At 46.3% G+C, this 13,977-nt stretch carries 13 protein-coding genes; 7 read left to right on the plus strand and 6 right to left on the minus strand.

Annotated elements, in window-relative coordinates:
• The first annotated feature begins 8 nt into the window (after positions 1–8).
• Both IPJ02_06750 and IPJ02_06755 read left to right on the plus strand, forming a co-directional pair.
• Positions 9–770, plus strand: coding sequence for a superoxide dismutase (locus IPJ02_06750; protein ID MBK7375245.1), 762 nt, complete (start codon positions 9–11; stop codon positions 768–770).
• A 97-nt stretch (positions 771–867) separates the two neighbouring features.
• Entirely contained in the window at positions 868–1,401 is a 534-nt protein-coding gene (locus IPJ02_06755; GenBank protein MBK7375246.1) for a hypothetical protein, read from the plus strand.
• 186 nt (positions 1,402–1,587) lie between these two features.
• On the opposite strand, the gene IPJ02_06760 is transcribed toward IPJ02_06755, so the two are convergent.
• Positions 1,588–1,797 (minus strand): hypothetical protein, encoded by a 210-nt coding sequence (locus IPJ02_06760; GenBank protein MBK7375247.1) that lies wholly within the window; start codon positions 1,795–1,797, stop codon positions 1,588–1,590.
• 169 nt (positions 1,798–1,966) lie between these two features.
• On the opposite strand from IPJ02_06760, the gene IPJ02_06765 reads away from it, so the two are divergent.
• The 5 genes from IPJ02_06765 (at position 1,967) to IPJ02_06785 (ending at position 6,418) form a co-directional block, all read left to right on the plus strand.
• A complete protein-coding gene (locus tag IPJ02_06765; GenBank protein MBK7375248.1) occupies positions 1,967–3,337 on the plus strand; it encodes a dipeptidase in 1,371 nt (456 codons plus the stop codon).
• A gap of 69 nt (positions 3,338–3,406) precedes the next feature.
• The gene (locus tag IPJ02_06770; protein ID MBK7375249.1) at positions 3,407–4,030 is read left to right on the plus strand and encodes a hypothetical protein; all 624 of its coding nucleotides are present in this window, start codon (positions 3,407–3,409) and stop codon (positions 4,028–4,030) included.
• 15 nt (positions 4,031–4,045) lie between these two features.
• Positions 4,046–4,792, plus strand: a complete 747-nt coding sequence (locus IPJ02_06775; protein MBK7375250.1) for a DNA alkylation repair protein — start codon at positions 4,046–4,048, stop codon at positions 4,790–4,792.
• Between the two features lie 78 nt (positions 4,793–4,870).
• Positions 4,871–5,470: a hypothetical protein gene (locus IPJ02_06780; protein ID MBK7375251.1), complete on the plus strand. Its 600-nt coding sequence runs from the start codon at positions 4,871–4,873 to the stop codon at positions 5,468–5,470.
• Between the two features lie 642 nt (positions 5,471–6,112).
• On the plus strand, positions 6,113–6,418 hold the full coding sequence (locus IPJ02_06785; GenBank protein ID MBK7375252.1) for a hypothetical protein: 306 nt from the start codon (positions 6,113–6,115) through the stop codon (positions 6,416–6,418).
• Positions 6,419–6,580: 162 nt separating this feature from the next.
• Here IPJ02_06785 and ftsZ read toward each other — a convergent pair whose 3' ends face one another.
• From ftsZ to murG, 5 genes are all read right to left on the minus strand, one after another.
• Positions 6,581–8,491: a cell division protein FtsZ gene (gene ftsZ, locus IPJ02_06790; protein MBK7375253.1), complete on the minus strand. Its 1,911-nt coding sequence runs from the start codon at positions 8,489–8,491 to the stop codon at positions 6,581–6,583.
• A 256-nt stretch (positions 8,492–8,747) separates the two neighbouring features.
• Entirely contained in the window at positions 8,748–10,118 is a 1,371-nt protein-coding gene (gene ftsA, locus IPJ02_06795) for a cell division protein FtsA (GenBank protein ID MBK7375254.1), read from the minus strand.
• A gap of 133 nt (positions 10,119–10,251) precedes the next feature.
• The gene (locus IPJ02_06800) at positions 10,252–11,397 is read right to left on the minus strand and encodes a hypothetical protein (protein ID MBK7375255.1); all 1,146 of its coding nucleotides are present in this window, start codon (positions 11,395–11,397) and stop codon (positions 10,252–10,254) included.
• Positions 11,387–12,796 carry a UDP-N-acetylmuramate--L-alanine ligase gene (locus IPJ02_06805; protein MBK7375256.1) on the minus strand — a complete coding sequence of 470 codons (1,410 nt, stop codon included), beginning with the start codon at positions 12,794–12,796 and terminating at the stop codon, positions 11,387–11,389. The genes IPJ02_06800 and IPJ02_06805 overlap by 11 nt, the downstream gene beginning before the upstream one ends.
• A gap of 3 nt (positions 12,797–12,799) precedes the next feature.
• On the minus strand, positions 12,800–13,939 hold the full coding sequence (murG, locus tag IPJ02_06810) for an undecaprenyldiphospho-muramoylpentapeptide beta-N-acetylglucosaminyltransferase (GenBank protein MBK7375257.1): 1,140 nt from the start codon (positions 13,937–13,939) through the stop codon (positions 12,800–12,802).
• Between the last annotated feature and the right edge of the window lie 38 nt (positions 13,940–13,977).

Below are 13,977 nucleotides of genomic sequence, written 5' to 3' on the forward strand. Positions count from 1 at the left end.
CCAAGATCATGGCAACAAAGAAAGCAACCAACCGCAGGGAATTCATTTCCACTTCGCTGAAAGGAGGTTTGGCCATTACCGTCGGGCTTGGCGCTGCCTCTCCACTCCTGCAGTCTTTTTCAACCCAACCCAATATAGCATCCCCCGGATCTAACACCGGCTTCGACCAGCAACCACTGCCTTATAAATACGATGCACTGGAAAATGTGATCGACAGCATGACGATGGAGATCCATTACAGCAAACATGCAGCGGCTTATTCAAAAAATGTAAAAGAGGCAGCACTCGCTGAAAAAGTGGATACCCATAAACCCCTGGAAGAGGTACTGGCAAAAATATCTTCCTACTCGGCCAAAATGCGGAACAACGGCGGCGGGCATTACAACCACGAAATGTTCTGGCAATGCATGCAACCCAAAAAAGAAGGCAATGCACCAACAGGCAATTTGCAACTGGCAATTGGCAAGACTTTCGGCTCACTCGATGCGTTTAAAAAACAATTCTCCGATGCAGGCAAGAACCGCTTTGGCAGCGGCTGGGCATGGTTGTATATGGATAAGGACAAAACCCTGCGGATCGGCTCCACACCCAACCAGGATAATCCCCTCATGGATATCAGCGACATCAAAGGATTTCCATTACTGGCCCTGGATGTTTGGGAGCATGCCTATTATTTAAAATACCAAAACAAAAGAGCGGATTATATAGACAACTGGTGGAACGTGGTGAACTGGAATTATGTGCAGGAGCGGTTTGATAAAATGAGTTAAAGAACTATAAGCTAAGAGGGCGAAGGAGGAAAAGAGAAAGTGCAGTCTCCTCTATCGGCTCCTTTCCTCCTTTGTCCACTTAGCTAAAATAATAACCATGAAAAAGCTGCTGCTCCCCATTTTCTTCATTGGTACCATTGCCATGATGATCGTGATGGCTAAGACCGGCGCCAGCTTAAAAACACCTGCCACGCCGCTGGGCATCCTCGACCTGGAGTTTGCTTATAATACGGCAAAAACAGCTGTTGTGATGAATGCATGGACGTCAACGGCTGGCATGGATAATATTGCCGCAGCAAGATCAAATACCTGGTTCGACTTCCTGTTCCTATTCTTTTACTCCATCTTCTTATTTCTTGCCTGCAAAAAAATTGCTCAAAATATCCAGGGGCCGGTATCCCGGGCAGGTAACATGATTGCACTTGCAGCTTTGCTTGCAGGCTTTTTAGATGTGCTTGAAAATCTCGGGATGCTGGTCTCACTCAGTGGTCATGTTTCCGGCACCATTGCTTTTCTCACTGTATTTTTTTCGGTGATAAAATGGGCGCTGGCATTGATCGCTGTGCTGTATGTGCTGACCGGGCTGCTGGCTCTGGGCTGGCAAAGGTTCAGAAATCAACCAACCCCTTAAATGGGCTCAGCCTTTGCATTAGGCAGAACCCCTGGGAGGTCCAACTAAAGCAAAGGCTGATAAACCTGCCAGCCGGCAGGCGGGTTGGCAAACAATCTGGAGCAAAGATATAGGCGTAAATCTGATCTGCTTCCGGCAGTGCATAATTTTATTCATAAAAAATTGTTACAAAATTGCTACCTGTATTTATCCTCTCATTTTGCGGATCCCGGAAAGAACCATCCATAGGCCGATAATACCGAATACAGAGGCGGTGGTGGTTTTGCCAAACGTTTTCAGCAACCAGTTCAAATGCTGTACCCTCGTGGATCCCGAATCCGGGTAAATGGTATGGGCTATATAATATACAAACAAACCGGCGCCGATAACCACCAGGTCTGTGATGATCAAAGCCATCCCATTGAATTTATCAGATTTCACCGGTTTTTTTTATTTTTAGAATTTGTACAACAAAAGCCTTAAAAATAGTTGTAAATCTACTCCACCCGGCCTTTGAACCAATACCGGGCAATGGGTATTTTAAAGTTGAAAACAACTTATCTTCGTTTCCCTAAAATAAAATACTATGTCACAGGTTTGGAAAGATTACCAGGAAAAAAATAAAGACCGTTTTTTAAGTGAAATGATGGACCTGCTTCGCATTCCATCCGTAAGCGCCAAGAGTGAACACGGACCGGATATGCTGAAATGTGCCGAAGCCGTTAAGAAAAGTTTACTGGATGCCGGCTGCAGCAAGGCCGAAGTGATGGCTACCGACGGCCACCCGGCTGTGTATGGCGAAAAGATCATTGACCCGTCCAAACCAACCGTACTGGTATATGGCCACTACGATGTGCAGCCACCGGAACCGCTGGAATTATGGAAGAACCCCCCGTTTGAACCAACGATCATTGACGGGAAAATATTTGCCCGTGGCAGTGCCGATGACAAGGGCCAGTTTTATATGCATGTGAAGGCACTGGAGATACTCAGCAAGACAGATTCCATGACGACCAATATTAAATTCCTGATCGAAGGAGAAGAAGAGGTAGGCTCACCCAACCTGGGAAAATTTGTAGCTGCCCACAAAGACCTCCTGAAAGCAGATGTGATCCTGATCAGCGACAGCTCCATGCTGAGCATGGAAAATCCTTCATTGGATACAGGCGTACGGGGACTGAGTTATATCCAGGTGGAAGTGACCGGCGCCAACCGTGACCTGCACAGCGGAACTTATGGCGGCGCTGTGGCCAACCCCATCACCATCCTTTCAAAAATGATCGCCAGTTGCCACGATGAAAATAACCACATTACCATCCCCGGATTTTATGATGACGTGGTGGTGGCCGGGCCGGAAGAAAGGGCCCTGATAAACAAAGCCCCTTATGATGAAAAGGAATACATGGATGATTTGGGTGTGAAAGAACTCTGGGGCGAAAAAGGATACAGCACCTATGAAAGGACCGGCATACGCCCTACCATTGAAGTGAACGGTATCTGGGGCGGCTATACCGGCGAAGGAGCAAAAACAGTGCTTCCTTCAAAAGCCTATGCAAAGATCTCAGCCAGGCTGGTGCCCAACCAGTCTTCTGATAAGATGACTGAAAAACTGTTGACCTATTTTAAATCCATTGCTCCCAAATCGGTGGATGTAAAAGCGGAACTGCACCACGGCGGCGAACCATACATGACACCGATCGACAGCAAGGGATACAAGGCTGCAGCCAAAGCAGTGGAAACCACGTTTGGTAAAGCGCCCATCCCGGTTCGTGGTGGCGGAAGCATTCCCATCTGCTCTATTTTAGAAAGAGAACTGGGCATCAAGATCATCTTCATGGGCTTTGGACTGGATAATGATAACCTGCACAGCCCGAATGAAAAGTATAATATCGAGAATTATTACAAGGGCATTGAGACCATTCCTTATTTCCATAAGTATTTTGCGGAGATGAACTAATTGAACAGATCAAAAATAAAAAACCCCGGCAAGCCAGTGCCGGGGTTTTTTATTTTCTTAATTTACTTTATGAAAAAGATCTTCTCTCTTTTATTTTTTATCATAAACGTACATGCCATGTCTCAAACAACCATACAGGGTGAATATTATTTCCGGAGGACCGAAATGGCTTCCGGTTTTAATTTTTCAGCAGAAGGAAAGTTCCGGTTCTTCTTTTCTTATGGAGCGGTGGACCGTAGCGCCAGTGGAAGTTTTACAGTGGAAGGAGAAATGCTAAAACTCAAAAGCGACAAAGAACCCGGGAAGGATTTCAGTATCACCGGGCAGCGTAAGCAGGCAAAAGGATATACCCTGGTATTCAGCCACCCCAATAACTATTTACTGAAAAATATCCGCTGTATTTTCACTACCGGTGGCAACAGGCAGGAAGTATGTACCAATGATAACGGAGAAGTTCATATTGACCTTCCGCATTGCGATACCATTTATGTGCAGCATATGCTTTACCCTGACATTGCCACGTTGGTAAAGGACAAAGCAAATGATAACAACCATTTTTCCCTTTCCCTTAACCCTTCGCTTGAACAGGTAAGTTTTAAGGGAATTGATCTTACAATTGTAAGTGACAAGGTCCTGACCTGTCTCCCCAATTATTTCCTCAGCATGCCGGATATCAGGTTTGTTAAACAGTAAATCAATCCGCAAACAATGGCAAAAGCTATTAAACCAAAGACCCCGCTTACTGCAAAAAATTTCATGGAACGCCTGAAAGCGCTGCAATCGGATGCGGAATTGAAAAAGATACAGCGCTACTTTAAATCGGGTGAGGGAGAATACGGCGCCGGTGATATATTCATGGGCGTGAAGATGGGAAGCCTGTTTGCACTGGCCAAGGAGTTTGCCGGCATGCCGGTGAAAGAACTGGAGAAATTGATGGAGAGTCCGATCCACGAAGCGAGGGCCGGCGCCATCAGCATCATGGACAAGGAATCGAGGAATAAGAAAATTGCTGCCGGGCGCCTGGAAGAAATGTACAAACTGTATTTGCGCCGCCACGACCGGGTGAATAACTGGGACCTGGTTGACCTGGGTTGTTTACACATGACGGGATCTTTTCTCTTTGACAGATCCCACGCTGTTCTGTACAAACTTACCCGTTCAAAAAATATATGGGAACGCCGTACAGCTATTCTCAGCACCTGCTACTTTATCCGGCAGGGCGAAACAGGCGATACATTTAAAATTGCAGAGATCCTCGTCAACGATGAAGAGGACCTGGTCCATAAAGCCACCGGCTGGATGCTCCGTTTTGCCGGTGATAAGGATAAACAGGAACTGAAAGGTTTTTTGGACAAATATACTGCTACCATGCCCCGTACCCTGCTGCGCTATTCTATAGAAAAACTGGATAAGAAACAGCGGGAGCATTACATGAACCTCAAAAAGGCGGGATGAGGATATAAATCCCTGCTTTTTCAACTCATTGTATTTCCATGAATCTGGCGTATTTTGCAGGTTCGTAAATTGAAAATCATGAAAGTTACATTATACACAGCCGTAATTATCTTCAGTTCAGTACTTGCTTCCTGCGGGGGCAGTAATAAAGAAGATGCCGTTGATAAGGAATTGATGAAGGCTGCCACGGAAGGAAAACCTGCACAAAATTCCGATACCCTGCCCGTAACCCAGCCCGTGATCACTCAGCCTGCAGCACCTGTTGTAAATGGCCCAGCCCCGGTAACAACGCAACCCGTTACACCGGGTAACAATATAACCATACCTGCCACGCAACCCGTAACCATCAATACACAACCCAGTGCGCAAACATCTGCTGCCGGCATGAACCCGGCCCATGGTCAACCCGGCCACCGTTGTGATATTCCCGTTGGTTCGCCGCTCAACAGCAAACCACAACCAACAAACCCTGCTGCAAACATCAGCACAACACCTGCTGCAGCACCTACTATAACACCTACAGCACAGGCAACGGCCCCCGGTATGAACCCACCACACGGACAACCCGGTCACCGTTGCGATATACCGGTTGGTTCACCGCTTAACAGCAAGCCACCCCAGGCAACCATTACACCAGGAACTACAACTCCTAAAGCAGACACTGCAAAGAACAGGTAAGTCGCCTTTTTAAAATAACCTGTATTAAAATAAAGGAAGTGGCCATGTGGAAACCTTCCCCGGCCTGCCATGAAAAATATCATTGCCGTTTATGAATACGAAGGAAAAGACCGGGATGACCAGTTGCTGATGGTGACCACCGATAAAAAATAAAGCTGGCAGATATCCCCCTTACCTCATATATGTTCATGTTGAATGAAGAGAGAAGGGGTAAAAATATTACCGATTCAAAGAAGGAATGATCACCTGGGGTATGTTAAATAAAAATAGATTATTACTAACTAAGCATTTACAACAGGGGAAAATCTTAATGTGAATAAATATCCCGGCCTGTGGTAGCTATTATAAGCAGCGAATCATAGCTTTACATCGTCTTACACTCAAGTTCCCATTCCGTACCTATCCTCTGAACGATCATTTTGTATTCATTGTTTTATCTCAAAAGCTGTTTTGTTTAATATCCTTTGAATTGCACGGTATGTTACCGGGTCATCAATTCAACATCACCCGGCAACTAATATCCACTTCCTTTAAACCTCCGGGTTAAAAACCACTCTTTATTGAAAAGCGTATATCATCCTGTGGGTGTATATACCGGTAAAACAGAAACGAGAAAACAACTACACCTCTAAAACAAGAATTATGAAACATGTATACACTGTACACACAAAACTGATAGAAGGCAAAACCTACTATTTCGTTAAAAAGATCATGACCATTCCTGAACTTGGTGAAGCAGCCAACCTGGTAACCGGTTATGGTATGCATACCGATTTTGAAAAAGCCTGTAACATAGCCAGCATAGATGACCCGGCAGCCAGGAAGCAGCTTTGGGCTGAACTGGAACTGCAGCACAAACCTAAAGAACCGGCAAAAAAACCATCCATAGTGATTACCGATTCGGTAAATAAATGGCTGGCAGAAGTTGGAGTGGCTGTACTAAACTGATCGCCCTCTTAAAGCACAGGGGTACCTCCCCATCAAAGCCCATAAACCAGCAAAGTTTTTTAAAAATCAGCCCCGCTCTTTCAAGCGGGGCATTTTACTTAGAATACAAACACAAACGTCTTTTGGTTCCGCCAGGATCTGATCCTGGGCGGAATCATAATATCAATCGGGTTTCTTCCCGTCTAAAAAACTGTTGATGGTGCTGATCTCTGCCTGGTTATTATCGTCTGACTTAACGGTGTAATTACTGTAAAAACTTTCTACATCTGCAATGGAATTATGGAGTTCCATATTGCGGCGAAGGTAAGCAGGCACCGTTTCAAACTCATTGTTAGGGTCGGCTGCGTTAATGTTGAACGACAAGTTACGCAGTTTTGCAATCCGCTCCATGGCCCGGCGCCTAAGGTCTTCTGCTTCGTCCTGCATGGCAGGCTCCTCAACATCAGACATCCTGATGGGCTGAGTTTGTTGTACATGTTGCTCCTCCTCCGCCGCTTGATGGGATTTAACCACCAGCTGCATTTCGATCACAGGTTCGTCTTCCTGTTCTCTCGTTTGCACCTGCGGTAGCTCCTCAGACGGATTGGATTCTGGTTTTGGCTGCTCCTCCACATAGATCTGTGCAGGTTTAGCCAGGTATCCTCCTGACGAGGGAGAATTGCTAGCGTCTTTATTAACTACGGGAATGTTCTTCTGGATTTTTGCTTCAGCAGTTGGCTTTTCGGGGGGTGCTGGACTCGGGATATCAAATTCTATTACAGGAACCTGATCGGATGCCGAAGATATTTCAAAAAACTCCGGAGCTGCATCCATTTTGTCCACAGTATTTTTACGCGGTAGTTCCACGTTCAGCACGATCACTTCGTCCGTTTCTTTTAAGGTGGGCATCATGTCTGCTACATCATCCTTCATGGCAGGCAACTCCGTGATCTCGGCAATTGCTTTTTCCTCTTCTTTCTCATCAAACTGAAGCGTAGGCTGTTCCAGTACCTTGGCCGCTTTCTCTGCAGGTGCTGCACTTCCTTTGGCCGGCATCTCCAGTGTCATTACGATCTTCTCGTCCTTATTTTCTTCCTTTTTTGATTCTGGTTTTTTCTCAAAGGGGTCCTTATGTTCAAAACCGGTTGCGATCAGGGTAATGCCGATCTTTTCTCCCAGGCTGTTATCATAGCCCATGCCCAGTATCACATCGGTATCATCTCCCGCCTGGCTCAGCAAATAATTCTGTATCACTTCCACTTCATCCATGGTAAACTCGTGTTCGCCCTCGGCAGAATTGATATTGATCAGTATCCATTTGGCACCACGGATGTCGTTGTCATTCAGCAGTGGTGAATTGATGGCCTGCTCAATGGCTGATTGCGCCCTGTCATCCCCGCCCGCAGCAGCACTTCCCAGGATGGCCACACCTCCATTGCTCATAACGGTGCACACATCGGCAAAGTCAACGTTGATCTGGCCCGTGCTGTTGATCACATCGGTAATGCATTTTGCTGCGGTAGCCAGTACATTATCGGCCTTGGCAAATGCTTCCTTCATTTTTAGATTACCGAACTGGTGACGCAGTTTATCATTGCTTATCACCAGCAACGTATCCACATGGTTCTTCAGCAGCATTACTCCTTCTTCTGCCTGGGCGATCCGCTTCTTCCCTTCATAAGCAAATGGGGTAGTGACTATTCCCACCGTAAGTATACCCAGGTCCTTACAGATCTTTGCAAGGATGGGAGCTCCGCCGGTACCTGTACCGCCCCCCATACCAGCGGTGATAAAAGCCATCTTGGTATTCACTTCCAGGATGCGTTTTATTTCTTCGAGGCTTTCTTCCGTTGCCTGGCGACCGATCGCCGGGTTGGCACCTGCCCCCAATCCCTGGGTAAGGTGTGGCCCTAATTGTATCTTATTGGGCACTTTACTCAGCGCTATGGCCTGGGCATCGGTATTGCATATAATAAAATTTACGCCTTCAATTTGTTGCGAAAACATGTAGTTGACCGCATTGCTTCCGCCGCCGCCAACACCAATGACCTTGATGATGGAGGATTGTTCTTTAGGCAAATCAAAATGTATCATAGTTGTTTGTTTGGCCCCCTAAATCCCCCAAGGGGGAATTTTAAAGAGCAGTTAAAATTTACACAGTACCTGTTTCTGATAGGGAGAATAGGTACTGTACTTTGTTAATGGGTTAATATTTTTTTGTTTTAACATTAAATCTTCCACATCATCCCTGCGTCCTTATTCATCAATAATGCAAGACACAATCTTCGCTTCAATCTTCATTCCCGTCTTCCGGTTCCCTCTCCTTTGGAGAGGGGTTGGGGTGAGGCTGTTAAAGTTTTGCATCCTCCTCTTCCTTAAAAAGATCGATCAGCCCGTTCTTGAAACCATCCATAAATGTTTTCAGCGATTTACGCTGCTTCACTTTTACCGGGCCTGCTGCATTCTCCACATCCAGTGTTTCATCAACAGGCTGCTGCTGCAGTGAGCCGGGCACATCGATCTTCCTGAACTGCTCTTCAAACTGCTTGTTCTTGTTTTCATAATCGTTGTATCCTTTCAGTATAAGACCGATGCAGGTACTGTACATGGGCTTGGCCAGTTCCTCAATATGCCCGCCGGCCAGGTGTTCATTGGGATAACCGATCCGTGCATTCAAACCGGTAACATATTCGGTCAGCTGAATCAGGTGTTTCAGTTGAGAACCGCCACCGGTGAGTATCACACCGCCATTCAGCAAACGGGTATCCAGTCCCACCTGCTTTAAGTGATAGGTAACAAAATCCATGATCTCACTCATGCGTGCCTGTATGATGCCTGCCAGGTTCTTCACCGATATTTCCTTTGCCGGCATGCCACGCAAACCGGGTATGGTGATAAAGGCATTTGATTTTGCTTCATCACTCAATGCACTGCCAAACTGGATCTTCATCTGCTCCGCCTGTGTTTTTAAAACCCCCAGGCCCGTTTTTATATCATTGGTGATGTTCTCGCCCCCAAAAGGGATCACCGCTGTATGTTTTAATATGCCTTCATAAAAAACGGCCAGGTCGGTTGTTCCGCCACCGATATCCACGATGGCAACACCGGCTTCCAGGTCCTGGTCGCACATTACTGCCGCAGCAGAGGCCAGTGGCTGGAGCACCAGGTCTTTGGTACGCAGGCCTGCTTTTTCCACGCTTCGGTTGATATTGCGTATGGCATTCTTATCCCCGGTGATGATGTGGAAATTGGCACCCACTTTTACACCACTGTATCCAATGGGATTCGGAATGTTCTGAAAATTATCTACCGTGAACTCCTGCGGGATCACATCAATGATCTGGTCCCCGGCCGGAATATATGTACGGTACTGGTCTGCAACCAGCCGGTCAATCTCTTCCTGCCGGATCTCTTCTTCAATGGACTGACGCACGATATCCCCCCTCGTCTGCAAACTTTTTATATGGTGCCCTGCTATGCCAACATATACTTCACTGATCTCCAGGTTGGGGTTGGAGTCGTAACAGTTCTTCAGCGCCATTTCGATGGCTTTAATGGTTTGATCAATATTCAGCACCATACCGTGCTGAACACCATTACTGTTGGCACGGCCAAAGCCAAGTATCTCCAGCTTGCCATATTCATTTTTACGTCCGGCAATGGCGGCTATCTTGGTGGTGCCTATATCCAGACCTACGATGATGGGGTTTTCCTGATTCATAATTGTATGTTTTGTGTTTGTATTTGTGTTGTTAATGGTTCATAGTTGATAGTTCATAGTAGCTGCTAAATGGCTGAGGGTTCTGCTATGAACTATGAGCCATTTGCCATGACCTATTTACTATGAACTGTTATTAATACTCATTGTTTTTTTGCATTACGGCTTTTGGTTCCCGTTTAACTGGTTTTGGCGTCGCCGGCCCTGAGGCAGGTTTCGCATTTTGTTTTACCGGGGTCTTCGCTGTAGATACAGCACCTGTATTTGAAACAGGCGGTTTGACCGGGTCATCTTGTGGTTTCGGTTCTTCAAAAGTATTGGATGGTTGTGCAGACTCTTCCCGCTCTATGGATTGCTGAACCATACTGCTGTCAACGGTATTGCGTTCATTGTCCTGCTGTATAATTTGTAAAGAATCATTTGCCTGTTGTTTTGCCCGCTCTGCGATCGACTGCATGATCTGCAGGGTCCGCAGCGAATCTGCTGCTATATCTTCCGCCCCTCTTTTCTTTGCCACTACCTGGTTCTTATATTGTACATTGATCACACTGTAGTTATTCCAGCCGGCCTTTACCATTACTTCTTTATATAATAACTGCAGCTTGCTGAGTTTTTCTTCTGCGTCGCTGCCATTCCCAAAAACAATGAGCTGGTTTCCGATCTTCGGTATCATTTCAAATTCCCTGGCGGGGGTTATATCCACCTGGTCGATCAATGCCATGCGGAAAGAATCCTTTTGTATGGCAAGGCTGATATCCTTTATGGCGGCCAACAGGCTGCTATCGGCTTTTGACAACACTTTTGTATCAGAAGGAAAATTGGTGAACACCGGTAACCGGGCTGAAAATTTTTCACTCAGCGGCAGCATCGCCAGTTCATGATCAATATAAAAGGTATTGCCGCCAACTGTGAATACCCTTGCTACCGGTTCCCGCTCCTGTACATTCACCCGGAGTACCTCGTTGTTATCAAAGAACAATTCAGCCGCCTTCACCCAGATATTCTTTTCCAGTTCGGATTCCAGTTTTTTCAGGTTGAAAGAACCAATGGATTTCCCAACCGGGTCTCCCTGCTCAATGTTTTTTATGGAATGCAGGATATCAGCCTCATCCACAAAAAGGTTATTGTCTGCACCCGTTATGCTTATCTCTATTGCCCTGCAATGAGCCGAATCCTTTTTCTGCATTGCTGCCACCAGCAGCACAACAGAGCCGGTACCCAGCAATATCCATGCGGTTGCGATCAGGATGCCTTTAATACTGTATCGTTTTCTATTTTCCAATACGGCTTTCTATTATTTTTTTTAATGGTTCAACCAGTGTGTCGATGTCGCCTGCACCGGCTGTTATCAATAATGCTGTTTTATTATTCTTTAACCACGCTGCCAGTTCATTCTTTTGCAATACCCGTTTATTACCGGTCTTCATCCTGTTCAATATCATTTCGCTGTTAACCCCTTCCACCGGTAATTCCCTTGCCGGGTAAATGGGCAGCAGGATCACTTCGTCTGCCAGGTCAAGACTTTCAGCAAACCCATCAGCCAGGTCCCGGGTGCGGCTGTAGAGATGTGGCTGAAAAACCACCGTGCACTTCTTACCCGGGAATAATTTCTTTGCACCGCTTATCAATGCCCTCAATTCTTCCGGGTGGTGTGCATAGTCATCCACCATCACCTGTTCTTCATGCTTCACGATATATTCAAACCGCCGCTTCACTCCCCTGAAATCTGCCACTGCGGCTTTTATCCTGTCTTCCCCGATCTTTAAATGATCAGCAACGGCAATGGCTGCCGTCACATTCTCCACATTGTGCATGCCTCCCATATTCAAAACCACCTCTTTTATTCTTCTATCCTTTATCACTACATCAAACCGGTAGCTTCCGTTGTGCATTGTTATAGCCGCTGCATGCACATCGGCATTTTCATCCTGCAGGTGATAGGTCAGGTGGACACCTGCTTGCAGGTCCGCATTTCTTTTCAATCCATACTTGCTCAGCAACAAGCCACCTGGTTTTATTCTGGCCGAGAAGTCAATGAATGCCTGCTCCATCTGCGCTGCAGTGCCGTAAATGTCCAGGTGGTCAGGATCCATGGAACTGATGATGGCCACGTCCGGGCTCAACTTCAGAAAACTCCGGTCGTATTCATCAGCTTCCACCACGCAAACATTTTTTTCATCGGCCCAGAAGTTACTGTTATAGTTCACCGCAATTCCTCCCAGGAAAGCATTACACCCATAACCACTATGCCGCAATATGTGTGCAACCATGGTGCTGGTGGTGGTTTTACCATGTGTACCCGCCACGCAGATATTAAAAGAACCGTTGGTGATGATGCCCAGCACATCGCTGCGTTTCACCACGCTGTAATCATTCTGTAAGAAATAATTCAGCTCTTTATGGTCCTTCGGGATCGCCGGTGTGTACACCACCAGGTCTGCTTCCTTGTCAATGAACGCAATGTCATCTTTAAAATGAACCCGTATCCCTTCTTTCACCAGCTGCTTCGTCAATTCCGTTTCCGTTTTATCATATCCGCTTACCAAAACACCCTTCGAATTAAAGTACCTGGCCAATGCACTCATCCCGATGCCCCCGATCCCCAGAAAATATATTTGCTTTACCCCCTCCGCCCCCTCAAGGGGGAACGTTGGCTCTTTTATATTTTTTCCCTCTTCCATATATTAAATCCGTTTCAAAATTTCTGCAGCAATTATCTCATCGGCATTGGTGATACCCAGTTTTCCTATATTGCTCTTCAATTCCTGCTGTTCACGTTCATCCATCGCTAAAGCGGTTACCGCCGGAACCAACCGTTCTAACGCCTCACTGTCTTTTATCATTATGCCGGCATTTTTATTAACTAAACTTTGTGCATTCACGGTCTGGTGATCTTCTGCTGCGTATGGAAACGGAACGAATATCACGGCCTTTCTCATCACACATAATTCAGCAATGGCCATGGCGCCACTCCGGCTTATCACCAGGTCGGCAGCAGCATAGGCATATTCCATCTGGTTGATGAAATCACCGGCCCAGATATTCTTCCTGCCGGCTGCCCTTTCTCTGGCCTTTGCCGCATAAGGTTTACCTGTTTGCCATATCAACTGCAGGCCGTTCTTTTCAAATGCGTCCAGGTCCTTATCCAATGCTTCATTGATGCTTTTTGCACCCAGGCTCCCGCCGATCGAAAGCACTGTTTTTTTCACCGGGTCAAGCCCGAAAAATCTTATCCCCTCTTCCCGGGTCACTGCCGCCTTTGAAATAGCCGATCTTACCGGGTTACCGGTAACCTGGATCTTGTTTGCCGGGAAAAATCTTTCCATCCCATCGCTGGCCACAAAAACCCGGGTTGCTTTTTTACCCAGCATGATATTGCTTTTGCCGGCAAAAGAATTACTCTCGTGAATGAATGAGGCAATTCCCTGCGCCTGTGCAAACCGCAGCACCGGGAAACTGGAATACCCGCCAACACCAATTACGGCTGTTGGCCGGAATTTTTTAAATATGCGTCTTACCTGTATAAAACTTTTGACCAGTTTAAACGGTAAACCGATATTCTTTATCAAAGAACTCCTGTTAAAACCGGCTATATCCAATCCTTCAATCTTAAAACCTGCCTGTGGTACTTTTTCCATTTCCATTTTCCCCTTGGCACCTGCAAATAATATTTCCGTTTTCGGTTCCTGTTTTAAAATGGCATTTGCAATGGCAATTGCCGGGAAAATGTGTCCACCCGTTCCGCCTCCTGCTATGATTATCTTGCCCCCTCCGCCCCCTAAAGGGGGAACTTTTGCAACTTTTTGGTTTTTATCATCATTCATTTTCTATAACAGTTCAAATTCATTTTTTAATTCTTCGC

It is taken from the genome of Chitinophagaceae bacterium, from assembly GCA_016710165.1.
Taxonomy (GTDB): Bacteria; Bacteroidota; Bacteroidia; order Chitinophagales; family Chitinophagaceae; genus Ferruginibacter.